The sequence below is a fragment of the Sphingobium sp. RS1 genome, from assembly GCF_056156825.1.
Map to the genome: position 1 here is coordinate 1,277,643 of NZ_JBLZXE010000002.1, position 23,410 is coordinate 1,301,052.

Here is a 23,410-nt window from a genome sequence, read left to right on the forward strand (position 1 = left end):
GGCGCGCTTTTGCGCGTCCTGGCGATCTTGAGCGACAAGGGGAATTTGGATGACAGCCTTTCATGGCTGGGCGCCGCGCGTTGCGGTGTCCGGCATGGTGCTGGCGACCTGCCTGCTGGCAGGTGTCGCACCGGTGCGCGCGCAGATTGCGCCGCCCTTCGCGCAGCTTTTCCGCGAGACGGAACATGCGCCAAGACGGGTCGAATTGCAGGCGGAGGCCGATAGGGCAGCGGGGCTGGCGCAGCAGGCGCATGCGCGGCCGAACCCGACCGTCAGCCTGATGACGGAAAATGTGGCCGGCGATCGCCCCTATGACGGCTTTGGCCGGTCGGAAAACACGTTCCAGGTCAATCAGCCGATCGAACTGGGCGGCAAGCGATCCGCGCGCATTGCCGCGGGGGAAGCCGGTGTCGAGGCAGCGCAGGCCAGAACGCGGGAGGGCCGACTGACCTTCGCCTATGATCTGGCGCGGGCCTATGCGGCAGCGGAAATCGCGGACCGCCGCATCGATCTGGCGCAGGACGAGGTCGAGGAAGCCGAAGCCGACCTGAAAGCCGCGCACGCGCTGGTTCAGGCGGGCAAGGAAGCACGTTTGCGCAGCCTCCAGGCCGAAACCGAAGCCAATGCCATGCGCGCCATGCTGGATACGGCCAAGGCAGACCGTGTGGGCGCCTATGCGCGGCTCTCCGCCTTGTCGGGCCAGCCAACCGCCTTCACAGGGCTGGCGGAGCCTTTGCTCGCTCGGCTGGAAGCACGACCGGGCTATGGCCCGATCGATCCGCAATCCAGCGCGCCTTTCCTGACTGCCAAGGCCGACAGCGAAGCCGCGCGGCATCGCGTCACCCTCGCCCAGCGTCAGGCGGTTCCCGACCTCACCGTCTCCGTGGGCCTGCGGCGCCTGGAAATCGACAATGCCAATGCGCTGATCGCGGGCATCAGCCTGCCCTTCCCGCTGTTCGATCGCAATCGCGGGAATATCGATGCGGCGCAGGCCGACCTGCGCGGGGCAGAAGCGCGCAAGGCCGCGCTGCTGCTGGAGACGGAAGCGGAGATCAGGGCATCACTGGCGCTGAACGAGGCGGCGGATGCGCGGGCCATTGCGGCGGATCGCACGCTCAGGACGGCCGAGGAAAGCTACCGGCTGGCCCGGATCGCCTATGAAGCGGGCAAGTCCCCGCTGATCGAATTGCTGGCCGCACGCCACGGACTTGGCACGGCACGGGGCGTCGTCCTCGATGCCGCAGCCGCCCGCTTCGACGCGCGCGCGCGTCTGGCCCGCCTGTCGGGCCGCACCATTACGGGGGAAGAGATTCAATGACATCGGATAACAAGCTATATGCCGGGGCCGCTGTCGGCCTCATCCTCGCAGCCCTTGCGGGTTTCGGCGTGGCGCGCATGACGGCGCCTGCTGCCCCTGTCGAGGCAAGCGCGGAAGAAGCAGCCGCGCCCGTTGGCGATGAAATCGAGATCAACGCGGACGGCATCAAATCTTCCGCGATCACGGTCGCGTCGGCGTCTGGCAGCAGCCTGGACGGCATCATATTGGCCAGCGCCACGGTGGAAGCAACACCCGACGCGGAAGCGGTGCTGACGGCACGGGCGCCCGGCACGGTGACGCGCATCTTCAAGCGGATTGGCGATGCCGTCAGTGCCGGGGAAACCATCGCGCTGGTCGAAAGCCGCGATGCATCCATGATTGCCGCCGATCGTGGTGCTGCGGCCGCGCGGGCGACGCTCGCCGCAAGGCAACTGGCGCGGGAGAAGGGGCTGCTGGCGCAGGGCGTGTCCGCCCGCGCCGACTATGAAACTGCGCAGGCCAATCTGGCCGTTGCACAGGCCGAGGCGCGGCAGGCGGATGCCGCCGCCCGCGCCGCTCGCGTCACAGGCGATGGCCGTTCGGTTGCCGTGACCAGCGCCGTATCGGGACGGATCACCGCCGCTCCCGCCAGCCTTGGCGCCTATGTGCAGGCCGAAACCGAACTGTTTCGCGTTGCTGACCCACGCCGCACCCAGATCGAAGCCAGCGTGCCCGCTGGCGACGCCGGCCGGGTGAAGGCTGGCGATCGGGTGGAACTGACCACCCATGACGGACAGGTGCTGGAAGGGCGTGTTCGGTCCACGACCGGGGTCGTGGATGTGACGACCCGGCAGGCCACCATCATCATAGCGCCCGAAAGCGGCGGTAGCGTCATCGCACCGGGCCAGATGGTGCAGGCCCGCATCTTCGCCAGCGGCGGCAGCAAAAGCGCGAGCGGCGTGACCGTTCCGCAGGATGCCGTGCAAACCGTCGGCGACCGGACGGTGGTGTTCGTGCGCACGCCCAAAGGCTTCAAGGCGCAGACCATCCAGGTCGCCAGCCGCAGCGGCGGCATGGTCGCCATCGCATCAGGCCTGAAGGCAGGCCAGTCGATCGCCACCACCAACGCCTTCCTGCTGAAGGCGGAGTTGGAGAAGGAGTCGGCGGAATGATCGGTCGCATCCTTGGACTATCCGTCCGAATGCGATGGCTGGTGGCGTTTGTAACGCTGCTGGTCGTCGCCTTTGGCGGTTGGCAGATCACAAAATTGCCAATCGACGCGGTGCCCGACGTCACCAACCGGCAGGTGCAGATCAGCACCTTCGCACCGACCCTGGGGCCGGTCGACATCGAAAAGCAGGTCACTTTCCCGGTGGAAACGGCGCTGGCCGGTATTCCCGGACTGGAAATGACCCGGTCCTTTTCCCGCAACGGCTTCAGTCAGGTGACGGCGGTCTTCACCGACAGCACCGACGTCTATTTCGCGCGGCAACAGGTGACGGAGCGGCTGGCGCAGGCAAAGGATAGCCTGCCCGCCGGTATCCAGCCCAATCTGGCGCCGCTCAGCACCGGCCTTGGCGAAATCTTCTTCTATTCCGTCGCTTTCCGTCACCCCGACGGCAAGGGCGGGAAAGTCGCGGACGGCAAACCCGGCTGGCAGTCGGACGGCAGTTATCTTACGCCAGAGGGCGAGCGACTGACGACCGAACTGGCGAAGGCCGCCTATCTGCGCACGGTCCAGGACTGGGTCATCCGCCCCCAGATGCGCAATGTTCTGGGCGTGGCGGGAGTCGATTCCAACGGCGGCTATGTGAAGCAATATCTGGTCGAGCCGAAGCTGAACGCGCTCGCCGCCTATGGCCTGTCGATCACCGAACTGGCGGATGCGCTGGAGCGGGCGAACCTGTCGGCCGGATCGAATTATGTGCGCCGGGCCGGGGAAAGTTTCCTTGTTCGCGCCGACGCGCGGCTGAAGTCGATCGAGGATATTCAGGATGCGGTCGTCGCCACCCGCGCAGGCGTGCCGGTGCACGTTCGCGACGTCGGCGATGTCGTCATTGGCGGCGCGGTCCGTACCGGGTCGGGTAGCCGCATGGGGTCCGAAGCGGTCATTTCCACGATCCTGATGCTGGTGGGCGAAAACAGCCGCGTTGTCGCAACCCGCGTCGCGGATCGACTGGTCGAGATCAACAAATCGCTGCCGCCGGATGTCTTTGCCGAACCGGTCTATAATCGGTCGAAGCTGGTCAACGCGACGATCGCCACGGTCGAGAAAAACCTGATCGAAGGCGCGTTGCTCGTCATCGTCATACTGTTCCTGCTGCTCGGCAATATCCGTGCTGCACTCATCACCGCTGCGGTGATCCCGATCACCATGTTGATGACGGCGTCCGGCATGAACGGCCTTGGCGTATCGGGCAATCTGATGAGCCTTGGCGCATTGGATTTCGGCCTGATCGTCGATGGCGCAGTCATCATCGTGGAAAATACGCTGCGGCGCCTTGCCGAGCGGCAGGAACATGAAGGCCGTTTGCTGACGCTGGATGAGCGGCTGCATGAAACCATCGACGCGGCGAAGGAAATGGTACGACCGACCGTCTTTGGCCAGCTCATCATCTTCCTCGTCTTCGTGCCGCTGCTGACGTTCCAGGGGGTTGAGGGCAAGACCTTCTCCCCCATGGCGACCACGCTGATGCTGGCGCTGGCATCGGCCTTCATCCTGTCGATCACCTTCGTGCCGGCAATGATCGCCATCGTCGTCACAGGCAGGGTCAGCGAAACGGAAGTGAAGCCGATCCGCTGGTTCAAGGCCAAATATGCGCCGCTGCTGAACAAGGCGGTAGCCCGTCCTCTGCCCTTCATCGCGGCGGGCGCCGGCGTGTTCGTCGCGTCCGTCTTCGCTTTCGGGCTTCTGGGTGAAGAATTCATGCCCCAGCTGGATGAGAAGGACATCACGGTTACCAATTTCCGCGTGCCATCAGCCTCCATCGACCAGTCGACCCAGATGCAGCTTCAGATCGAGGATGCGCTCAAGACGCTGCCGGAAGTGGAACTGGTCTTTTCAAAGAACGGCAATGCCGATCTCGGCACCGATCCGATGCCGCCAAATTCGTCCGACACCTATGTCATTCCCAAGCCGGAAAGCGAATGGCCTGCGGACGTCACATCCAAGGAGGATATTCTTCGCCGCATTGAGGAACGGATGAAGCCGTTGATCGGCAATCGCACCGAAATTCAGCAGCCGATCCAGATGCGCTTCAACGAACTGATCGCCGGGGTGCGCGCCGACGTGGCGGTGAAGCTCTATGGCGACGACCTCGACGTGATGAGCGATCAGGCCCGCAAGATCGCCGGCGTTCTGCGGAAAATTCCGGGCGCTGGCGATGTGAGTGCGGAGCAGACCGATGGCGCCCCGACCTTCGACGTGAAGATCGATCGGCCGGCGGCCGCGCGGTATGGCCTGTCTGTCGAAGAGGTAGCCAACACCGTTTCCGCGGCATTGGGCGGTCGCGAAGCCGGGCTGCTGTTCGAGGGCGATCGTCGCTTTTCGGTCGTCGTTCGCCTGCCGGATGCGCAGCGCGATGATCTGGAAACGCTGGGGTCCATCCCCGTCATGCTGCCTGCCGCCGATGGGCAGGTGGCGCGGTCCATCCCGCTGCGGGAAGTGGCGCGGTTCAGCTACACACAGGGCCTGAACCAGATCAGCCGCGAAAATGGCAAGCGGATGGTCGTCGTTCAGGTCAATGTGCGCGGCCGCGATCTGGGCGGTTTCGTCGAGGAAGCGCAGCGGGAAATCGGCAGGATGCCGTTGCCGGCGGGCATGTATACCGAATGGGGCGGCACGTTCGAAAGCCTGCAATCAGCGCGACTGCGCCTGTTGCTGGTCGTGCCGATCTGCTTCGTGGCCATCTATGCCCTGCTCACCATGGCGCTGGGCGGCTTCATGCCGGCGGCGATCGTGTTCAGCGCGGTGCCGATGGCACTGGCCGGCGGCGTTTTTGCACTTTTGCTGCGCGGCATTCCTTTCTCGATCACGGCGGCGGTGGGCTTCATCGCCCTGTCCGGCGTCGCGGTTCTGAACGGCCTCGTCATGATGAGCGCGATCGCCAAGCATCGTGCAGATGGTGCGGACCATGATGCCGCGATCATCGATGGCGCCATGGAACGGGTGCGTCCGGTGCTGATGACAGCATTGGTTGCCAGCCTTGGTTTCGTACCGATGGCGCTGGCAACCGGCACCGGTGCGGAGGTTCAACGGCCGCTCGCGACCGTGGTGATCGGCGGCCTCATCACCTCGACTGCGCTCACTTTGCTAGTGCTTCCGGCCGTTACCGCATGGCTTGGAAGATGGCGTGAAGAAAGGAGGTTGGCGGCCGACGGGCAAGCGGTCGAAGCCTGAAACATGCGGGGATCGGTGCCTTTCAGGCCGGTGATTCCCGCAGTCAACCGGCGGATTCGGGCCAAGTCGAAAGCATGGGATAAGATAGGGCATCGAGTGAATATTCGGCAGAATCTATCGCTTGGTGAAACAGAAATGAAATCCTGTGTCATGCCGACCCGATACGCCTGTTGTCATTGGAAAGAGACATCACGCCGGACGCGGCATTCTAAGGTCATTTCCAGCGGATAGCCGACGGAAACGGTATCGGCGTCCGATATCTGAATGATGACGATGTTGCGGTGATGACCCTGCAAAGGAGGGCGCTTGCCCTGCGCATCCACCGCAACCACGGCATAAAATTTCGTGCATAAAATGATGGAAGGGAAGCATTTATGAAGTTGGTTCGACTGCTATCCGCAGGTGTCGGTGTGAGCGTCATGCTCGCGGCGGCCGCTCCGCTCAGCGCCCATGGCATCTGGTTCGCCCAGCGCGCGCGCCAATTGGCCCTGATCTACGGCGTGGGCGCCGACGATCTGGACGCCGTCAAGCGTCTGCCGCTGGTCAAATCCGTCGCGGGCTTCGACAGCGACTGGGCACCGGTGACCGTCACTTTGCGCGAAGCTGGGGCCATCCCGGTGGTCGACAGCGATGAGCCGATCGCCGCTGTCGCCGCGATCATGGACTATGGCTACTGGAGCAAGACGCCGGACGGCGAATGGCACAATAAGGGCCGCGACGAAGTGCCCAACGCCACACTGGCCGAGCATAATTTCAAATATGCCGTCCATCTGACGCAGGTGCCGACCAAGCCGGTTCCGCTGATCGAGGGTCACACGCTCCAGTTGGTGCCCGCCGACCTCAACATCCCGCAGAAGATGGGCGAGCCAATGAAGGTGCGCGTCTATTACAAGGGCAAGCCGGTCGAGGGCGCGACCGTGATGCAGGATTATGTGAACGATCCGGACGAAGCGGCCCCTGCCAAGACCGGACCCGACGGCACCACCACCATCAAGCTGCGCAACCAGGGCATCAACGTGCTGATGGCCATCTATGTCGGTCAGACCACCGACAAGAAGGTCGATCATGAGGAATATCGCGCCTCGCTGTCCTTCGTGATCCCGCACCTGCCCGAATAAGTCCTTCGACCAATCCATTGGAGATACGCATCATGAAAATCGACCTTTTCCGCACCGGCCTTGCTGCTCTCGCGCTCGCTGCCCTGCCCGCCACCGCCTTTGCCCATGGCAGCATGAAGCCGCAGCATGGCGGCATGGTGCAGATGTCCGGCGAAACCATGATCGAACTGGTGTCCGGCCCTAAAGGCGTGGACGTCTACCTCAGCGAAGAAGATGAGCCGGTCGCGGCCGCTGGCTACACCGCCAAGCTGACCCAGACCGCTGCTGGCAAGAAGACCGACGCCGCGCTCAAGGCCGCTGGCGGCAACAAGCTGACCGCCGCCGGGTTCAAGGCGACCAAGGGCGCCAAGCTGGTCGTCGCGCTGGTCGACAAGAGCGGCGCGAAAATCTTCGCGACCTTCCAGGCCAAGTAAGGCGCAAGGGCATGCACAGCGCGTTTCCGTCTCCGCTCCAATCCCAGAATATGCGGCGGATCGCGCTGCTGCTCTTGGGCTTGGCCTTTGCGTTCATGAGCAGCGCGCTCTGGGCGCATGGCGTCAACGAGAATGACAAGGCCTTCATCGAAGGCGCATCCGGCGTCAACATCATCCCCTACATGTATCTGGGAGCCAAGCATATGGTCACCGGGTACGACCATCTGCTGTTCCTCGCCGGCGTCATCTTCTTCCTCTATCGGCTGAAGGATGTCGGCGCCTATGTGACGCTGTTCGCCATCGGCCACAGCACCACGCTGTTGCTGGGCGTGCTGCTCGACATCCGCGCCAACCCGTTCATCATCGACGCCATCATCGGCCTGTCGGTGGTGTACAAGGCGATCGACAATCTGGACGGGTTCAAGACCTGGTTCGGCGTATCGCCCAATCCCAAGGCGGCGGTGCTGATCTTCGGCTTCTTCCACGGCTTTGGCCTGGCCACCAAGATTCAGGAACTGACGCTGGCGAAGGACGGGCTGATCCCCAACCTCATCAGCTTCAACATCGGCGTCGAGATGGGTCAGTTCATGGCGCTGACCATCATCCTGCTGCTGATGAACATCTGGCGCCTGTCCGACAGCTTTCGCCGTAGCGCCATCCTCGCCAATGCCGCGCTCATGACCGCCGGCTTCGTCCTCATCGGCTTCCAGTTGGCCGGCTATTTCACCCAGGGTGCCTGACATGAACACGCAGACCATTTCCTCGCTTCCGACCTCGATCAAGGTTTCGCCCTCTGCGCTCGCCAAGGCGACGGGCGGGGCCGCGATCGCCGCCGTTGCGATCCTGACCTTCTTCGTCCTGCCTGCCGAATATGGCATCGATCCGACGGGCGTCGGCACGGCACTGGGCCTTAACGGCATGGTTGCAGGCGAAGCGGCGGAGGAAGCGCCCGCTGCGGCGGCTCCGGCCACGGCTGGTGCCATCGCGACGCCGACCAAGGAGAGCATCGCAAAGACGACGCCCTGGCGTCAGGATGACATGACGATCACCCTGCCCCCGCACAGCGGACAGGAAGTGAAGGCGCATATGCAGACCGGCGACAGCTTCATCTTCGAATGGAAGTCCACCGCTCCGGTCAAGGCGGAGATGCACGGCGAAGTCGAACATGCGACCGACGGCGCCTTCACTGATTACTGGAAGGAAAAGGAAATCAGCGGCGGCCAGGGCGATTTCACCGCCCCCTTCGCCGGCATCCATGGCTGGTATTTCCGCAACAAGGGCGACACGCCCATCACCGTCACCGTGAAGACGGTCGGCTTCTACAAGGATCTCTATCAGCCAAAGCCTGAATGAAAGAAACGGCCTAAATAAAGAAACGGAAGACAGGGTCATGAACAGCATCGCGGGGCAGCCGCCCTCCATCGGCCTACGGGCCTCATCCTCTCCCATCGAAGCGGCGAAGGCACGCACGCGATTGATCGCGATCGACGCGCTGCGTGGCCTCGTCATGCTGTTCATGCTGGTCGATCATGTGCGCGAAACATGGTTCCTGCATTTGCAGGTCACCGATCCGGTCGATGCCCATACGACCGATCCCGGCTTGTTCTTCACGCGCCTGCTTTCCACTTTCTGCGCACCGACCTTCGTGGCGCTGACGGGCCTGTCCGCCTGGCTCTACGGCCAGTCGCACACGAAGGGACAGGTGTCGGAATTTCTGCTGAAGCGCGGGCTGTTCCTGATCTTCCTGGAATTCACCATTGTCTGCTACGCTTGGCCGACACAGGCGAATGTCTTCCCACCGCCGACGATCTGGTTTCAGGTGATTTACACGATCGGCATCAGCATGATCGCACTGGCGGGCCTGCTGCACCTGCCGCGCCCGGCGCAATTCGCGCTCGGCCTGGCTATCGTCTGCCTGCACAATCTGCTCGATCCGATCCGCCTGACGCCGGATTCACCCTTCTTCATTCCCTGGGCGATGCTGCATCAGCGCGACAAGTTCGAGATGGCGGGCATCGTCTTCAAGACGACCTATCCGGTGCTGCCATGGATCGGCGTCATCCTGCTGGGCTATGCCTGCGGCCCATGGTTCGCGCGCGGCACCGATCCAAAGCCGCGCATCAGGCGGCTGGCGATGCTGGGCCTTGGCCTGCTGATCGGCTTCGTCCTCATCCGCACGCTCAACATCTATGGCGACAAGCCATGGTTCATTGCCGAAACGCCGATCCGCACGGTGATGAGCTTTCTGGCCCTGACCAAATATCCGCCTTCGCTGCTTTTCCTGATGCTGACGGTGGGCACAGGCTGCCTGCTGCTGGCGCTGTGCGAGCGGTTCGAAAACAGCAAGGTCATGCCCACGCTCGCCATGCTGGGCGGCGCGCCGATGTTCTATTACATCCTGCACCTCTACACGCTCAAGCTGCTCTACAATATCGCAATGCTGCTCTACGGCCCAACCAAGGGCGAAGTGTTCGGGGTCGATCATCTGCGCTGGGTATGGATCTGGGTCTTCATCCTGATCCCGGTCCTCTATTTCCCGACCCGCTGGTTCGCGCGGCTGAAACAGCGCCGCAAGGACATATGGTGGCTTAAATATCTGTGACTTTCATGGGCCATCTTTCCCCGGAAGGATGGCCCATATGGGGTGCGCTGCCCGTGCATGCCAACTGGCAGGCACGGGCAAAGACACAGATGCCAGCGGTCCCGACCCCAATTACCCCTTGTTAGCGAACACCGCATAGCGCTCTCGCCATGCCGCCACTTCCGCGCGCAGATGCGCCGGCGGCGCGTCTCCCGACAGAACGAAGCGGGCGACATCATTGTCGGGATGCATCAGCATTTTCTTCGATCCGTCAGTGAACCATACCGGCACCAACCCATCGCAAAGCGTATCGAGAATGGTGCCTGCCATGCCATTGTCGATCGCCTCGCTGCCTGGGGTCATGCGGACTATGATCGAAACACCTTCGAAGCAGTTGCGCGGCTCCTGAACGAAGTCGAGCGATACCAATATACCGGACAGGTCAGGACGAGCCTCATCAGGCAGCCCCTCAACCCTGCGCCAGGCGCAAAACCATGTCCGGCAGATATGCGGGCGATCGGCATGAATGCTGCATCCGTGGGCAGCGAGGTGGACGCAGCGCGTGCCGGCCGGTTTCCGGATATCTGCCGTGTCGACCTTGAGTATGGTACAGCACATGGTGCATTCGCCGCAGGCCCGATCGGAGAGCACTGGCCCCAGCAGCACGGTTTCCAGATCAGTCTCGCTATGCATGCAAGATGGGGTGCCTTGGCCAGTTCGGGAATGCAAGAGTTGTGTCACGCTTGAAATTCAGCGATCAGCCTGCGTGCCACACGGCAGGTTCCGGGACATCAGACCGGAAAGTGCACGATAACGGCCAGCCCCGGAGACTGATCCCCGATCGTGACGCTTGCGCCCATCCGCGATGCGGCGGACTGGACGATGGCAAGGCCCAGCCCTGTCCCCTCCGCGCCCTGCGGTCCGGTGGCGCGGAAAAAGCGCTCGAACACCTTGTCCTGATATTCGGGCGCGATTCCCGGACCATCGTCGCTGACGGTGAGCCTGACATGGCCGGAATCACGCGACAGCGTCACCGTCACCGCGCCGCCCCGTCGATTATAGCGAATGCCGTTGTCGATCAGATTGGCGATGATTTCGAACACCAGGGTCCGGTGCGCCTGCACCAGATAGGTTTCGCCGTCCGCCGCATCGAGATTGAGTTCGACCTCGGCCTGGATCGCCTGATTGATGAGGCGGCCGATAACGGCGGTGCTGACCTCCTTCAGGTCGACGGCTTCGAGTGGCGGGGACACGCCCCCTTCCTCGGCTCGTGCCAGCGCCAGAAGCTGCGTTACCAGCCGTTCCAGTCGCTGCACCGCATCGGCAATCTCGTCCAGCGCCGCCGACGATCCGCGACGGGCCAGTTCGACCTGCACCTTCAGCACCGACAGCGGCGTGCGCATCTGGTGCGAGGCGTCGGCGGTAAAGCGGCGCATGCCTCCAGTCGCCGTGTCGAGCTGCGCCAGCATATGATCGAAGGCGGTGGCAAGCGGTTGCAATTCGTTGGGCAGCGGCCCGGCGTCGAGCGGAGAGAAATCAGGCCGCGCGCTGCCGTCGCGCGCCTCCACGGTGCGGCGCAACCGCGCCAGTGGCCGCAGGCTCCAGCCAAGCGCCGGCCGCAACAACAGCACCGCGACGCCGACCAGCGCCACTTCTCCCAGCAACAAGGCGATGATCAACTGCCCGGCCAGCGTCTTGCGATTGTCCAGCGTCTCGGCAACCTGGATGATGACCGGCTGGGCAATGCGCGGAAGCATCCGCTTCACCTCCGCGATACGGATGCCCTGATCGCGGTAGCGGGCGAAGCGGAAGCGGGGCTGGTCGACGGTCATCGTCGCCGGATCGGGCGCGGGCAGATCGGCATAGCCGGTCAGCAGTTCGCGGCCCACGGCGATGCGATAATAGACATTGTCGCGCTCATTATTCTCCAGCATGCCGAAGGCGGCGGGCGGCAGGTCCAGCGTCACCTCCCCCCGTTCCACCTGTACCGTTTCGGCAATGGCGCCCAGCGCGCCGCCCAGCACCCGGTCGTTGGTCCGTCGCACCACGTCGGAAATCAGCGTTGCGCCGCCCACGCCGATGATCGCCGCGGCGCCCAGCAACGGCCCCAGCATCGCCGCCAGCAGTCGGGTTCGCAGCGCGATCGCCTGAGACTTACCCCGCATCGAGCATGTAACCGACGCCGCGCACCGTGCGGATGCCGGGGCCATCGGGCGCCAGCTTGCCGCGCAGCCGCGTCACATGCACCTCGATCGCATTGCCGCCGACCGGTTCGTCAAAGCCGAACACCTCGCCAATGAGCAATTCCCGCGGCACCACCTGACCGGCGCGGGTGGCAAGCGATTCGAGCACGGCCAGTTCGCGGCGACGCAGATCCAGCGGGCGCCCCGCTACCTCTGCCGTTCCCGTGGAGCGATTGATGATGAGCGTACCGACGCTCAGTTCCGGAGTCGGATCGCCGCCGCGACGCCGCCCCAGCGCACGCACCCGCGCTTCCAGTTCCTCCGGGTCGAAGGGCTTGCGCAGATAATCGTCGGCGCCAAGGTCCAGCCCCCGCACCCGATCGTCCAGCGCATCGCGCGCCGTCAGCATCAGCACCGCAACCTTCTCGCCCCGCCGCCGCAACTCCGCCAGAACGGCAAAGCCGTCCATGTCGGGCAGGCCGACATCGAGAATCACCAGCGCATAGGGTTCGCTGCCGACCACCGACAGCGCATCCTCCCCGGTCGCGACATGATCCACGGCATGCCCCCCCGCGCGAAGCAGGGCGGAAATGCTGCGCGCCAGTGCGGCGTCGTCCTCGATCATCAAAATCCGAATGGGGCACCCGATGCTGAAAGGTTGATGACAGCTTGGCTTCGTAACTGAGCCTCACATCTTATCCGGCGACAGAAACGGAAAAGCGAGGAGCAGGGTTCGTGCGACGGGTTATTCAGATAGTTTCCATCTTGGCAAGTCTGGCGATGCCGGCAAGCCTGGCCGTGGCGGAACGGCCGGCAGGCTATCCGCGCTCCTATGACCAATTGATCGCGGACGCGCAGGCGGAACGGCAGGTCATCGTCTACGCCAATGCCGACACGTCAGAAATGGCGCCGGTCATCCTCGCCTTTCAGCGGCGCTATCCGGGCGTCACGGTGCGCTACGCGGACCTTGGCTCCAACGAAATGTATCGTCGCTTCGTGGCGGAATCCCGGGTCCGCAAGCCGTCGGCCGACCTGGTCTGGTCATCGGCCATGGACCAGCAGGTAAAACTCATCAACGATGGTTTCGCCCAGGCCTATGCCAGCCCCGAAAAGCCGGCGCTGCCGCCGTCGGCCGTGTGGAAGAATATGGGCTTTGGCATCACCGCCGAACCGATCGCCTACGCCTACAACAAGAAGGCAATACCCAATCCGCCGCGCAGCCATGCCGCGCTGGAGGCGATGCTGCGCAAGGATCGCCGGGCGCTGACGGGCAAGGTCGCGACCTTCGACCCGGCGCGGTCGAACACCGGCTACCTCTATCTGACCCAGGATTTCGCGATCACCGGCGACACAAGGTCGCTGGTGGAAGCGATGGCGGCGACCCGTCCGCACCTGTCCATCACCACCGAACCGATGCTGCGCGGCGTGGCTGAGGGAAAGCTCTCGATCGCCTATAATGTCATCGGTTCCTATGCGCTGGAACGCGCGCGCCGCGACCCGCGCATCGGCGTCATTTTCCCGCAGGATTACACGATCGTGATGTCGCGTATCGCCTTCATCGCGCGGGAGGCGCGACATCCCGCCGCCGCGAAACTGTTCCTCGATTTCCTGCTGTCGCGTCAGGGCCAGTCCCTGCTCGCCCAGCACAGCCTCTGGCCGGTCCGCACCGACATTCGCGGTCGCCGGCTTCCTGCGGCACAGGCCCGCCCGGTGCGCGTCGGCCCGCAACTTCTCGCCAATCTCGATCGCCTGAAACAGCAGCGCTTCCTGCGCGACTGGAACGCGATCCTCGCCTCTGGAGCCAAGTAAGATGACGTCCCTGATGTTGCGCGGCGGTTGTGCCGTGCTGGCGCTGATCGCCGCCACCCCCGCGCTTGCGCAGGCCCCGAGTGCCGAAGAACTGGCGGCATTGGTGAAGGCGCAGGCCGCCGAAATCGCGTCGCTCAAGGCGCGGCTCGACAAGATTGAGGGACAGGCTGCTACCGGAGCAGCGCCCGCACCGGCACAGGTCGCGCAGCAGGCGGCGACGCCGCCGCTGACGGTTGCGCCGTTCGCGCCGCAGATCGTGCCGCCCGGTCCCGCCGATATCGACGTGGCGCAGGCCCGCGCCATCGCCAAGGAAGTCGGCGTCAAGACCGAATGGGGTGCCGGCCTGCCGGTCTTCCGTTCCGCCGATGGCGTCTTCACCTACAAGCCGCGCGGCCGCATCCTGGTAGACGTCAGTTCGACCATGGGATCGAAATATGACGGCCGCAACACGACCACCACCGGCATGCGCGCGCTGCGTCTGGGCCTGGAAGGCGGCGTCGGCCCACATTTCTTCTATCAGTTCGAAACCGACTTTTCCGAAAATGAAGTCGACATCGTCACCGCCTTCATGGGCTGGCGCAACCGCCTCAGCAGCAAGGTGGACTATGACGTTCGCGTCGGCCACCTGTTCAACGACCGGGCGTTCGAGGGCAGCACCGGCTCCGATTCCACCCCCTTCCTGGAGCGCGGCGTGGTGTCGACCGCGATCATCCCGCAGCGCGGCTTTTATGGCATCGGCGTCATGGGCCGCATGTTCGGCCCGAACTGGCACGCTTCGGTCAGCGTGACCGGCGACCGGGTCGATGGCCAGCAGGCGACAAACGACAGCCGCACCGCCGCCTTCCGCGCCCATTGGAACCCGATCAGGACCGACAACTCACTTCTGCATGTCGGTGCATGGGGCTTTGACGAGGCATTGTCCTCGGCCGCGACGACGCTGACGCGCAGCACCGTCATCGGCGGCCGCTTCAACGGCGCGGTACGGGTATCGTCCGGCGAATTGCTGGGTGGCAAGTCGACCACCGGCTATGGCGTTGAACTGGGCGGCTATACCGGCGGCCTGTGGGTGATGGGCGAAGCGGGCCGGCGCGTCGCGCGGCTGACCGGCGGGCGTTCCGATTTCGAGAGCAAGGCGTGGAGCCTGTCGACCGGCTTCTTCCTGACCGGGGAACTGCCCCCCTATAACCCGCGTCTGGGCAGTTTCGGCCAACCCAACGTCATCGATCCGGTGCTGGACGGCGGCTCGGGCGCGATCGAACTGACCGCCCGCTATGAAAATCTGGATTATACCGACCTCGTCCTTGGTGGCGACGGCTGGGCCGCCACAGTCGGCGTGAACTGGTATCTCAACAGCTTCACCCGCATCCAGTTGAACGGCATCCAGTGGCATACCGACAATCGCGCGGGCAGCTACACCGGCAACGATGACGGTCAGACCGTCAGCGCACGCGTCGGCGTGACCTTCTGATCCTCCTTCTTCTTCCCGCCTCTTCAAGGATGCAGCGATGAACCTTGCCCTGCTCGGCTTCCTGATGGTCGCCACCTTCATGACGCTGATCATGACCAAAAAGATGACGCCGCTGGTGGCGTTGATCGTCATCCCGTCCCTGTTCGGCGTCGTCGCCGGCCAGGCCGCCGGCCTTGGCGACATGATGATCGACGGCATCAAGAATCTGGCACCGACCGGCGTGATGCTGCTGTTCGCCATCCTGTTCTTTTCGACCATGACGGACACCGGCCTGTTCGATCCACTCGTCGGCCGGCTGGTGAAGCTGGTGCATGGCGACCCGCTGCTGATCCTGCTGGGATCGGTGGTGCTGTGCGCGATCGTCAGCCTGGATGGTGACGGGTCGACCACCTACATCATCACCTGCGCCGCGCTGCTGCCACTGTACAAGCGGTTCGACATGAAGCGCATCTACCTCGTCTGCCTGCTGATGGTGACGAGCGGGATCATGAACCTGACGCCGTGGGGCGGCCCCACGGCTCGCGCCGCGAGCGCGCTGAAGCTGGACGCGGCAACGCTGTTCCTGCCGCTGATCCCCGGCATGATCGCGGGCCTTGCCTTCCTGCTCGGCCTCGCCTTCTGGTTCGGGATCAAGGAGCGCCGTCGCCTCGGCCATGTCCACCTGCCGCAGCGCGAGGCGGTCGACATCGCCGACCTTGGCGTTTCGCAATATCCCGAAGCCCGTCGCCCGCACCTGCGCAAGGTGAATGCGGTGCTGGTGATCGCCCTGCTCGGCCTGCTGGTCTGGGGTATCCTGCCGCTCTCGGTGCTGATGATGATCGCCTTCGCGATCGCCATGATCGTCAACTATCCCGGCGTTGCGCAGCAGAAGGAACGGATCGCCGCCCATGCCGGCAATGTCCTGTCGGTCGTATCGCTGATCTTTGCTGCCGGCATCTTCACCGGCATCCTCGGCGGCACCGGCATGGTGGAAGCCATGAGCAAGGAAGTGGTGGGCTTCATCCCGCCCGCATTGGGGCCGTATATGGCGCCGATCACGGCCTTGCTGTCCATGCCCTTCACCTTCTTCATCTCCAACGACGCCTTCTATTTCGGCATGCTGCCGATCCTGGCCGAAGCCGGCGCCCATTATGGCGTCGATCCGATGGCGATCGCCCGCGCGTCGCTGATGGGCCAGCCGGTTCATCTGCTCAGCCCGCTGGTGCCGTCCACCTATCTGCTGGTCAGCCTGGCCGGGATCGACCTGGCTGACCATCAGCGCTTCACCCTGTTGCCCGCCGCGGCGGTCTGCATCGTGATGACGCTGGTCGGCATGATCGCGCTGGCCTTCCCCTTCGTCGCCTGACAAGGGGGCATCCGGCCGCTTGGAAAGTCACGCATATATAAGGAATTAGACCATGATCCGCCCTCAATCGATCGGATCATGGTCGGATGGCATCGGCGCGCTTCTCCCTTTTCTCGCGGCACTGGCCGTGGGCGCAGGGGGCGGCGCGCTGTTCCATTGGATCGGCGCGCCCCTGCCCTGGGTACTGGGATCGATGGCCGCCTGCGCCATCGCCAGCGTTGCGGGCCTGCCCATCCGAGCGTCGTCCGCCAGCCGTCGCCCGATGGCGGCCGTCATCGGCGTGGTGCTGGGCAGCAGCTTCGGTCCGCATCTGGGCACACAGGCGAGTAACTGGATCGTTCCGCTCATCGCCCTGCCCTTCTTCCTGGCCAGTGCCGCACTGCTGTGCGTCACCTATTTCCGCACGGTTGCCAAGTTCGACCCGGTGACGGCCTATTTCGCCGGCATGCCCGGCGGTATTGCCGAAATGGTGGTGATGGGCGGCGAACGCGGGGCCGACGAGCGCGCTCTGGGCCTGATCCATGGCGCGCGCATCTTTCTGGTCGTGTTCATCCTGCCCTTCCTTATCCGGCTGGACCATGCGCCGGTCGCCATCGCGCCGGCCGCTGCCGTGACGGGAGAAGTCGCCAACTGGAGCCTGCTGTTCTGGGCGGCGGGCTGCGTGGGACTGGGGCTGCTGGTCGGGAAGTTGCTGCGCCTGCCCGCCTGGCATCTGGTCGGGCCGCTAGCGGTCAGTGCGGCCGTGCATATGAGCGGGCTGGCCGACTTCCGCATTCCCGGCTGGGCGCTGGCCGCCGCGCAGGTCGGCCTTGGCGCTACCATCGGCTGCCGCTTCGTCGGCCTGACATTGAAGGCGCTGCTGCGCACATTGGCGCTGGCGGCGGGATCGACATTGATCCTGCTGGCGGTCACATTCGCCTGGGCGGCCGGGGTCAGCGCGCTGACCGGGCTGGACCCGATCCTGCTGACGCTGGCCTATTCGCCCGGCGGCCTCGCCGAAATGAGCATGGTGGCACTCAGCCTGGCGCTGGAACCCGGCGTGGTCATCATTCATCACCTGACCCGGGTGGTGCTGGTCCTGATCGGCGCACCACTCGGGTTCAGGCTCATGGATATCAGAAAAGAGTCATGAGGCCCGTCGCCGGATCGATCACCCCTTCATAGATCATCTTGCCGGCGACATAGAGGATCACGACCAGGCCGAAATAGGCGATCGCGCGATAACGTTCGATGACGCGGGCCAGCAGGTTCGCCGCCACGCCCATCAGCGCAACCGACAGGATCAGGCCGACCACCAATATGCCCGGATGCTCGCGGGCGGCGCCGGCGACCGCCAGCACATTGTCCAGGCTCATCGACACGTCGGCAATGGCGACGGCCCATGCCGCCTGCGCAAAGCCCTTGGGCGCGGCCTTGCCGGCAATATCCTCGGCATCTTCGGCTTCGCCGCCCGAACGCAGTTCACGCCACATCTTCCACGCGACCCAGACCAGCAACAGGCCACCGGCAAAGACGAGGCCGACCAGTTGCATCAGTTGCGTGACCAGCAGGGCGAAGGCGATGCGCAGCACCAGTGCGGCGATCACGCCGATGGCGATCACCTTGCGGCGCGATGCGGGCGGCAGGCCGGCGGCCAGTGCGCCGACGACGATGGCATTGTCCGCCGCCAGCATGATGTCGATCAGCACTACCTGACCAAAGGCCGCCAAAGCGGCGGGCGAACCGATATTGGAAAAATCGGCTATGATATGAGCCCAGATGTCGTTCATAAATCCTCTCGCCATCCAAAAATGCGGCGGATGCTTAGGTGATTATCCTGTCATCCACCTTTCAGATCGCCTGCCCTGCACCATGCTTCCCGCCAGATGCCGAAGCCGCGTGTCGCCCACGTGCCACCATCCGGCTTTGGCAGATCGTTTTTCCATTGCGCTTCGTTAACCAAAGGCTCATCCGGCGGCGCTACCCTGCGTCCTTTCTCATCGAACCGATCGAGCATGTCCGACCCATCAGACCTCCTCCTTGATGCCGTCACCCGCTATGCCGGATGGAGCGGTCCGATCATCGGACTGCTGGCCTTTTTCGAGTCGCTGGTCGTGATCGGCCTGTTCGTCCCGGCCATTGCGACGATGATCGCGATCGGCGGACTGATCGGCGCCGGGATCATCGATCCGGCACCGGTGTTCGCCTGTGCCGTGATCGGGGCGATCCTGGGGGACTGGACTTCCTACGCATTGGGTCGCCGCATCGGCCCGGCCATCTATCGCCATCGCTGGTTGAAAACGCACAAGCTGGCTTTCGCGCGCGCGCGGCTCTTCTTCCGCCGCTATGGCTTCATGTCGGTTCTGATCGGGCGATTTCTGGGTCCGGTCCGGTCCACCGTCCCGGTCGTCGCGGGGGTGGTGAAGATGCCGCAACGCCATTTCCAGACGGCCAACATCCTGTCGGCGATCCTGTGGGTGCCCGCGCTGCTGCTTCCCGGCTATTTTGCAGGTGGGCAATTGGCGCAGTTCGACCTGCAAAGCGAACATCTGCTGCTCATCGGCGGCGCCTTGTTGACCATTCCCATGCTGGCAGGCTGGATCGCATTGCGGATCGCCGGCAAGCCTCGCCTCCGGCTCAAGCAGACATCCGTCCGTTAAAAGGCGTGGCAACCAGCTGATAGGCTGAGGCAAAGGCCAGTGCAGCCATTGAAGGGGCGCGCGAAGCTGGCTCCTGTCAGCGCGAAGCCATGCCCAATCAGAGCTTCAACGCCACCTGTCGGCGCAACAGGTCCGAAACGGCGCTCATGCGCGCGAGCTTCGTCATGTCCCGGTGCGTGACCAGCCAGAAGCTGCGCCGGATTTCCACCATGTCGGCCAATATGCGGGTCAGTCGGCCATCATGCGCTGCCATGAAATCGGGCAGCACGCCTATGCCGGCGCCATCGATCACCAGCCGCCGCTGGATGCCGATGCTGCTGGATCGCAAGGTGGCTTCCAGCCCGGTATCCACCTCGTCCAGATAGTCCAGTTCCGGGGTGAACAGAAATTCCGGCACATAACCGATCAAGGTATGATCGATCAGGTGGGACCGCGTCTCCGGCTGGCCATGCCGTTCCACATAATCGGTCGATGCATAGAGATGCAGATGATAGTCGGCGAGCCGCTGCACCGTCAGATAGCCGCTTTGCGGCCGCGCCAGCATAACCGCCATGTCCGCTTCCCGCTTGGACGGGTTGAGGAAGCCGGACGCCGTCACCACGTCCAGATGGATGCCCGGATGTTCTTCATGGAAACGGCGCAGGCCCGGCGCCAATATCCAGGTACCGAAGCCTTCGGCAACGGACAGGCGGACATGGCCGCTCAGGCTATGCTGCTCCCCGCGTACATCCACCAGCGCGTCGATCGTCGCCCCCTCCACGCTTTCGGCATGCCGCAGCAGCACGACCCCGCGCTGGGTCAGCACGCGCTCACCGCCCGACTGCTCGAACAGCTTGGTTCCCAGCGCTTGTTCCAGCCGGGTCAGGCGCCGGGCGATGGTGGTGGCATCGACACCCAGCGATCGCGCCGCCGGCGCCATGCGTTTCAGCCGGGCCACGGTCAGAAAGATACGCAGATCGTCCCAGTCGAACATCCATCATCCTGCAAAAATGCAGACACAGTCTGCGAAATTTATATATTGCGCGCAATATCGCATGAATGCATGATCCGCGCAAATCTTAGCGAGAGGTCCTGATGCGCGACATTTCCCACAAGCTGGCCTTTGCCCATGACGGCAAGGCCGCACGGTACAGCGACGTGTTCGATCCCAATAACGGCACGGTGCAGGCCCGTGTCGCGCTGGGCGACGCCGCCTTGCTCGACAAGGCGGTCGAAGCCGCGAAGAAGGCGCAGCCCGCTTGGGCCGCCGTCAATCCGCAGCGCCGCGCCCGCGTCATGTTCAACTTCAAGGCGCTGGTCGAAAAGAATATGGACGAGCTGGCGCATATGCTCAGCTCCGAACATGGCAAGGTGATCGCCGACGCCAAGGGCGATATCCAGCGCGGTCTGGAAGTCATCGAATTTTGCTGCGGCATCCCCCATGTGCTCAAGGGCGAATATACGCAGGGCGCCGGGCCGGGCATCGACGTCTACAGCTTCCGCCAGCCGATCGGCATCGGCGCTGGCATCACCCCGTTCAACTTCCCCGGCATGATCCCGCTGTGGATGTCGGGCGTCGCCATCGCGACCGGCAATGCCTTCATCATGAAGCCTTCGGAACGCGATCCGTCGGTGCCGGTGCGGCTGTGCGAACTTTTCCTGGAAGCCGGTCTGCCCGAAGGCATTCTTCAGGTCGTGCAGGGTGACAAGGAAATGGTCGATGCCATCCTGGACCATCCGGATATCGGCGCGATCAGCTTCGTCGGATCGTCGGACATCGCCCATTATGTCTACAAGCGCGGCGTCGACAACGGCAAGCGCGTGCAGGCCATGGGCGGCGCGAAGAACCATGGCATCGTCATGCCGGACGCGGACCTCGACCAGGTGGTGAATGACCTCTCCGGCGCCGCCTTCGGGTCGGCGGGTGAGCGCTGCATGGCGCTCCCCGTCGTGACCCCGGTGGGCGAGAAGACAGCGATCGCGCTGCGCGAAAAGCTGATCCCCGCGATCGAGGCTCTGCGCGTAGGCGTCTCCACCGATCCCGACGCCCATTATGGCCCGGTCGTCACCGCCGCGCACAAGGCGAAGATCGAAAGCTATATCCAGATGGGCGTGGACGAAGGCGCGGAACTGGTGGTCGATGGTCGCGGCTTCACGCTTCAGGGGCATGAGGAAGGCTTCTTCGTCGGCCCGACGCTGTTCGACCATGTGAAGCCGACCATGCGTTCCTATCAGGAAGAGATTTTCGGCCCGGTGCTCCAGATGGTGCGCGCGGACAGCTTCGAGGAGGCGCTCGCACTGCCGAGCGAACATCAATATGGCAATGGCGTCGCTATCTTCACCCGCAACGGCCATGCCGCGCGTGAATTCGCCGCCCGCGTCAATGTCGGTATGGTGGGCATCAACGTGCCGATCCCGGTGCCGGTCGCCTATCACACCTTCGGCGGCTGGAAGCGTTCGGCCTTCGGCGACACCAACCAGCACGGCATGGAAGGCGTGAAGTTCTGGACGAAGGTCAAGACCATCACCCAGCGCTGGCCCGACGGCGGCGGCACCGGCGACAGCGCTTTCGTCATCCCGACCATGGGCTGATGGGTTTGAGGGAGAGGCTCCGCCTCTCCTTCCTCGTCATCCTGACGAAAGTCAGGATCCATTCTGCGCTACGACAGAGGCGGAAATCCGAGCATGATGGCCCGATCTTCCCAGAAGGGATTGTCCTTCTCGATCAGCGCGACCTTCCAGTCGCGCCGCCACGCTTTCAACCGTTTCTCGCGAATGATCGCCGCCTCCATCGTGTCGGCGACCTCGAAATGAACCAGCCGTTTCACACCATAGCGCGATGTGAACCCGTCGATCAGACCAAAGCGATGCTGATGCAGGCGCGCCATCAGATCGGACGTCACACCGATATAGATGGTGCCGTGACGCCCGCTAGCCAGAATATAGACGCTCGGTTGACGATCCATTCCAACGCCGCGCTAATGGATGCTGACTTTCGTCAGCATGACGGAATTTTTTGCATGGACAAGTCAGCATGACACAATTCGACCTGACCGACGACCAGCGAGCCATTCAGGAAATGGCGCAGCGCTTCACCGCCGATGCGATCACGCCGCATGCGGCGGAGTGGGACGAAAAGCATATCTTCCCGCGCGACACGATCCGCGCGGCGGCGGAATTAGGCTTTGGCGGCATCTATGTATCGGAGGAGGCGGGCGGCATCGGCCTTGGCCGGCTGGAAGCGGCGCTCATCATGGAAGCGATGGCCTATGGCTGTCCGTCGACCAGCGCCTTCATCTCCATTCACAATATGGGCGCGTGGATGATCGACCGGTTCGGCAGCCAGGCGGTGAAGGACAAATATCTGCCCGATCTGGTTCCGATGACGCGCATGGCCAGCTACTGCCTGACCGAAGCCGGCGCGGGATCGGATGCCGCCGCGCTCAAGACCAAGGCAGTGCGGGACGGCGACCATTATGTCGTGACCGGATCGAAGCAGTTCATTTCCGGCGGTGGCGAAAACGACATCTATGTCGTCATGGTCCGCACCGGTGAGGATGGCGCCAGGGGCATTAGCTGCCTCGTCATCGAAAAGGACATGCCGGGCGTCAGCTTCGGCGCGCAGGAACGCAAGCTGGGCTGGCACAGCCAACCGACCGCGCAGGTCAATTTCGACGGCGTGCGCGTGCCGGTCGAAAATCTGGTCGGCAGCGAGGGCGAAGGATTCCGCATCGCGATGATGGGGCTGGACGGTGGCCGTCTCAACATCGGCGCCTGCTCGCTCGGTGGTGCGCAGCGCGCCATTGACGAGGCCGTCCAGTACACAAAGGACCGCAAGCAATTCGGCCAGTCGATCGCCGATTTCCAGAATACGCAATTCACGCTGGCCGACATGCAGACCGAACTGGAGGCCGCGCGCACCCTGCTCTACGCCGCCGCCGTCAAGGTGACGGACAATGCACCAGACAAGACGCGCTTTGCCGCCATGGCCAAGCGCTTTGCCACCGATACCGGCTCTTCGGTAGTGGATCGCGCGCTGCAATTGCATGGCGGCTATGGCTATCTGATGGACTATCCGATCGAACGCATCTGGCGCGACCTGCGCGTCCATTCGATCCTGGAGGGTACCAATCAGGTGATGCGCATGATCGTCGCCCGCGACATGCTGCGTCCGTGAAG

The 23,410-nt window shown here is 63.8% G+C and carries 23 protein-coding genes; 15 read left to right on the plus strand and 8 right to left on the minus strand.

What is annotated here, in order from left to right; translation table 11 throughout:
- The first annotated feature begins 49 nt into the window (after positions 1-49).
- The 3 genes from ACNHGR_RS07745 to ACNHGR_RS07755 are packed head-to-tail and all read left to right on the plus strand — an operon-like array spanning position 50 to position 5,696.
- On the plus strand, positions 50-1,318 hold the full coding sequence (locus tag ACNHGR_RS07745; protein ID WP_475285179.1) for a TolC family protein: 1,269 nt from the start codon (positions 50-52) through the stop codon (positions 1,316-1,318).
- Complete coding sequence (locus tag ACNHGR_RS07750; RefSeq protein ID WP_475285181.1) at positions 1,315-2,469, plus strand: efflux RND transporter periplasmic adaptor subunit; 1,155 nt, start codon at positions 1,315-1,317, stop codon at positions 2,467-2,469. Before ACNHGR_RS07745 ends, ACNHGR_RS07750 begins: the two co-directional genes overlap by 4 nt.
- The gene (locus tag ACNHGR_RS07755) at positions 2,466-5,696 is read left to right on the plus strand and encodes an efflux RND transporter permease subunit (RefSeq protein ID WP_475285182.1); all 3,231 of its coding nucleotides are present in this window, start codon (positions 2,466-2,468) and stop codon (positions 5,694-5,696) included. Before ACNHGR_RS07750 ends, ACNHGR_RS07755 begins: the two co-directional genes overlap by 4 nt.
- A 173-nt stretch (positions 5,697-5,869) precedes the next feature.
- Here ACNHGR_RS07755 and ACNHGR_RS07760 read toward each other — a convergent pair whose 3' ends face one another.
- Positions 5,870-6,028, minus strand: a complete 159-nt coding sequence (locus ACNHGR_RS07760) for a hypothetical protein (protein ID WP_475285184.1) — start codon at positions 6,026-6,028, stop codon at positions 5,870-5,872.
- 42 nt (positions 6,029-6,070) lie between these two features.
- Between ACNHGR_RS07760 and ACNHGR_RS07765 the strand changes: the two genes are divergently transcribed.
- Genes ACNHGR_RS07765 through ACNHGR_RS07785 form a run of 5 tightly spaced genes read left to right on the plus strand, consistent with a single transcriptional unit; the run spans position 6,071 to position 9,829 of the window.
- Positions 6,071-6,814 carry a DUF4198 domain-containing protein gene (locus ACNHGR_RS07765; protein ID WP_184265665.1) on the plus strand — a complete coding sequence of 248 codons (744 nt, stop codon included), beginning with the start codon at positions 6,071-6,073 and terminating at the stop codon, positions 6,812-6,814.
- A 32-nt stretch (positions 6,815-6,846) separates the two neighbouring features.
- Complete coding sequence (locus ACNHGR_RS07770; protein WP_475285186.1) at positions 6,847-7,227, plus strand: hypothetical protein; 381 nt, start codon at positions 6,847-6,849, stop codon at positions 7,225-7,227.
- Between the two features lie 50 nt (positions 7,228-7,277).
- The gene (locus ACNHGR_RS07775; protein WP_475288359.1) at positions 7,278-7,967 is read left to right on the plus strand and encodes a HupE/UreJ family protein; all 690 of its coding nucleotides are present in this window, start codon (positions 7,278-7,280) and stop codon (positions 7,965-7,967) included.
- Between the two features lies 1 nt (position 7,968).
- Positions 7,969-8,580 carry a hypothetical protein gene (locus tag ACNHGR_RS07780; protein ID WP_475285188.1) on the plus strand — a complete coding sequence of 204 codons (612 nt, stop codon included), beginning with the start codon at positions 7,969-7,971 and terminating at the stop codon, positions 8,578-8,580.
- A 37-nt stretch (positions 8,581-8,617) separates the two neighbouring features.
- Entirely contained in the window at positions 8,618-9,829 is a 1,212-nt protein-coding gene (locus ACNHGR_RS07785; protein ID WP_475285189.1) for an acetyltransferase domain-containing protein, read from the plus strand.
- A gap of 111 nt (positions 9,830-9,940) precedes the next feature.
- On the opposite strand, the gene ACNHGR_RS07790 is transcribed toward ACNHGR_RS07785, so the two are convergent.
- The 3 genes from ACNHGR_RS07790 to ACNHGR_RS07800 all read right to left on the minus strand — a co-directional run bounded on the left by ACNHGR_RS07790 (position 9,941) and on the right by ACNHGR_RS07800 (position 12,616).
- Positions 9,941-10,501 carry a YkgJ family cysteine cluster protein gene (locus tag ACNHGR_RS07790; protein WP_475285191.1) on the minus strand — a complete coding sequence of 187 codons (561 nt, stop codon included), beginning with the start codon at positions 10,499-10,501 and terminating at the stop codon, positions 9,941-9,943.
- 98 nt (positions 10,502-10,599) lie between these two features.
- The gene (locus ACNHGR_RS07795; RefSeq protein ID WP_475285193.1) at positions 10,600-11,973 is read right to left on the minus strand and encodes a sensor histidine kinase; all 1,374 of its coding nucleotides are present in this window, start codon (positions 11,971-11,973) and stop codon (positions 10,600-10,602) included.
- On the minus strand, positions 11,963-12,616 hold the full coding sequence (locus ACNHGR_RS07800) for a response regulator transcription factor (protein ID WP_184265686.1): 654 nt from the start codon (positions 12,614-12,616) through the stop codon (positions 11,963-11,965). Before ACNHGR_RS07800 ends, ACNHGR_RS07795 begins: the two co-directional genes overlap by 11 nt.
- A 110-nt stretch (positions 12,617-12,726) precedes the next feature.
- Here ACNHGR_RS07800 and ACNHGR_RS07805 point away from each other — a divergent pair, with 110 nt between their 5' ends.
- From ACNHGR_RS07805 to ACNHGR_RS07820, 4 genes are all read left to right on the plus strand, one after another.
- Positions 12,727-13,800: an ABC transporter substrate-binding protein gene (locus ACNHGR_RS07805; RefSeq protein ID WP_475285195.1), complete on the plus strand. Its 1,074-nt coding sequence runs from the start codon at positions 12,727-12,729 to the stop codon at positions 13,798-13,800.
- 1 nt (position 13,801) lies between these two features.
- Positions 13,802-15,268 (plus strand): porin, encoded by a 1,467-nt coding sequence (locus tag ACNHGR_RS07810; protein ID WP_184265688.1) that lies wholly within the window; start codon positions 13,802-13,804, stop codon positions 15,266-15,268.
- Between the two features lie 37 nt (positions 15,269-15,305).
- Positions 15,306-16,613: a CitMHS family transporter gene (locus ACNHGR_RS07815; RefSeq protein WP_184265690.1), complete on the plus strand. Its 1,308-nt coding sequence runs from the start codon at positions 15,306-15,308 to the stop codon at positions 16,611-16,613.
- A gap of 91 nt (positions 16,614-16,704) precedes the next feature.
- Positions 16,705-17,745: an AbrB family transcriptional regulator gene (locus ACNHGR_RS07820; protein WP_475288360.1), complete on the plus strand. Its 1,041-nt coding sequence runs from the start codon at positions 16,705-16,707 to the stop codon at positions 17,743-17,745.
- Here the strand turns inward: ACNHGR_RS07820 and ACNHGR_RS07825 are convergent.
- Together ACNHGR_RS07825 and ACNHGR_RS07830 are read right to left on the minus strand one after the other, a co-directional pair.
- On the minus strand, positions 17,729-18,382 hold the full coding sequence (locus ACNHGR_RS07825; protein WP_475285196.1) for a YjbE family putative metal transport protein: 654 nt from the start codon (positions 18,380-18,382) through the stop codon (positions 17,729-17,731). The two genes, ACNHGR_RS07820 and ACNHGR_RS07825, sit on opposite strands and share 17 nt — an antisense overlap.
- 50 nt (positions 18,383-18,432) lie before the next feature.
- Positions 18,433-18,609, minus strand: a complete 177-nt coding sequence (locus ACNHGR_RS07830; RefSeq protein WP_184265694.1) for a hypothetical protein — start codon at positions 18,607-18,609, stop codon at positions 18,433-18,435.
- Here ACNHGR_RS07830 and ACNHGR_RS07835 point away from each other — a divergent pair.
- On the plus strand, positions 18,608-19,252 hold the full coding sequence (locus ACNHGR_RS07835) for a DedA family protein (RefSeq protein ID WP_184265696.1): 645 nt from the start codon (positions 18,608-18,610) through the stop codon (positions 19,250-19,252). The two genes, ACNHGR_RS07830 and ACNHGR_RS07835, sit on opposite strands and share 2 nt — an antisense overlap.
- A gap of 97 nt (positions 19,253-19,349) precedes the next feature.
- Here ACNHGR_RS07835 and ACNHGR_RS07840 read toward each other — a convergent pair whose 3' ends face one another.
- Entirely contained in the window at positions 19,350-20,225 is an 876-nt protein-coding gene (locus tag ACNHGR_RS07840; protein ID WP_184265698.1) for a LysR family transcriptional regulator, read from the minus strand.
- A gap of 101 nt (positions 20,226-20,326) precedes the next feature.
- Here ACNHGR_RS07840 and ACNHGR_RS07845 point away from each other — a divergent pair, with 101 nt between their 5' ends.
- The gene (locus ACNHGR_RS07845) at positions 20,327-21,823 is read left to right on the plus strand and encodes a CoA-acylating methylmalonate-semialdehyde dehydrogenase (protein ID WP_475285199.1); all 1,497 of its coding nucleotides are present in this window, start codon (positions 20,327-20,329) and stop codon (positions 21,821-21,823) included.
- Between the two features lie 68 nt (positions 21,824-21,891).
- Here the strand turns inward: ACNHGR_RS07845 and ACNHGR_RS07850 are convergent, their stop codons facing one another.
- Entirely contained in the window at positions 21,892-22,197 is a 306-nt protein-coding gene (locus ACNHGR_RS07850) for a GIY-YIG nuclease family protein (RefSeq protein WP_475285200.1), read from the minus strand.
- 68 nt (positions 22,198-22,265) lie between these two features.
- On the opposite strand from ACNHGR_RS07850, the gene ACNHGR_RS07855 reads away from it, so the two are divergent.
- Entirely contained in the window at positions 22,266-23,408 is a 1,143-nt protein-coding gene (locus tag ACNHGR_RS07855) for an acyl-CoA dehydrogenase family protein (RefSeq protein WP_475285202.1), read from the plus strand.
- Positions 23,409-23,410: the final 2 nt, after the last annotated feature.

What these genes read in the sequence shown, in the direction of transcription:
- ACNHGR_RS07835 (WP_184265696.1), top strand. Translation starts at nt 18,608, where the DNA reads ATGTCCGACCCATCAGACCTCCTCCTTGATGCCGTCACCCGCTATGCC.
- ACNHGR_RS07855 (WP_475285202.1), top strand. Translation starts at nt 22,266, where the DNA reads ATGACACAATTCGACCTGACCGACGACCAGCGAGCCATTCAGGAAATG.
- ACNHGR_RS07850 (WP_475285200.1), bottom strand. Translation starts at nt 22,197, where the DNA reads ATGGATCGTCAACCGAGCGTCTATATTCTGGCTAGCGGGCGTCACGGC.
- ACNHGR_RS07785 (WP_475285189.1), top strand. Translation starts at nt 8,618, where the DNA reads ATGAACAGCATCGCGGGGCAGCCGCCCTCCATCGGCCTACGGGCCTCA.
- ACNHGR_RS07770 (WP_475285186.1), top strand. Translation starts at nt 6,847, where the DNA reads ATGAAAATCGACCTTTTCCGCACCGGCCTTGCTGCTCTCGCGCTCGCT.
- ACNHGR_RS07780 (WP_475285188.1), top strand. Translation starts at nt 7,969, where the DNA reads ATGAACACGCAGACCATTTCCTCGCTTCCGACCTCGATCAAGGTTTCG.
- ACNHGR_RS07840 (WP_184265698.1), bottom strand. Translation starts at nt 20,225, where the DNA reads ATGTTCGACTGGGACGATCTGCGTATCTTTCTGACCGTGGCCCGGCTG.
- ACNHGR_RS07810 (WP_184265688.1), top strand. Translation starts at nt 13,802, where the DNA reads ATGACGTCCCTGATGTTGCGCGGCGGTTGTGCCGTGCTGGCGCTGATC.
- ACNHGR_RS07825 (WP_475285196.1), bottom strand. Translation starts at nt 18,382, where the DNA reads ATGAACGACATCTGGGCTCATATCATAGCCGATTTTTCCAATATCGGT.
- ACNHGR_RS07750 (WP_475285181.1), top strand. Translation starts at nt 1,315, where the DNA reads ATGACATCGGATAACAAGCTATATGCCGGGGCCGCTGTCGGCCTCATC.
- ACNHGR_RS07830 (WP_184265694.1), bottom strand. Translation starts at nt 18,609, where the DNA reads ATGCTCGATCGGTTCGATGAGAAAGGACGCAGGGTAGCGCCGCCGGAT.
- ACNHGR_RS07775 (WP_475288359.1), top strand. Translation starts at nt 7,278, where the DNA reads ATGCGGCGGATCGCGCTGCTGCTCTTGGGCTTGGCCTTTGCGTTCATG.
- ACNHGR_RS07815 (WP_184265690.1), top strand. Translation starts at nt 15,306, where the DNA reads ATGAACCTTGCCCTGCTCGGCTTCCTGATGGTCGCCACCTTCATGACG.
- ACNHGR_RS07845 (WP_475285199.1), top strand. Translation starts at nt 20,327, where the DNA reads ATGCGCGACATTTCCCACAAGCTGGCCTTTGCCCATGACGGCAAGGCC.
- ACNHGR_RS07795 (WP_475285193.1), bottom strand. Translation starts at nt 11,973, where the DNA reads ATGCGGGGTAAGTCTCAGGCGATCGCGCTGCGAACCCGACTGCTGGCG.
- ACNHGR_RS07765 (WP_184265665.1), top strand. Translation starts at nt 6,071, where the DNA reads ATGAAGTTGGTTCGACTGCTATCCGCAGGTGTCGGTGTGAGCGTCATG.
- ACNHGR_RS07790 (WP_475285191.1), bottom strand. Translation starts at nt 10,501, where the DNA reads ATGCATAGCGAGACTGATCTGGAAACCGTGCTGCTGGGGCCAGTGCTC.
- ACNHGR_RS07800 (WP_184265686.1), bottom strand. Translation starts at nt 12,616, where the DNA reads ATGATCGAGGACGACGCCGCACTGGCGCGCAGCATTTCCGCCCTGCTT.
- ACNHGR_RS07755 (WP_475285182.1), top strand. Translation starts at nt 2,466, where the DNA reads ATGATCGGTCGCATCCTTGGACTATCCGTCCGAATGCGATGGCTGGTG.
- ACNHGR_RS07745 (WP_475285179.1), top strand. Translation starts at nt 50, where the DNA reads ATGACAGCCTTTCATGGCTGGGCGCCGCGCGTTGCGGTGTCCGGCATG.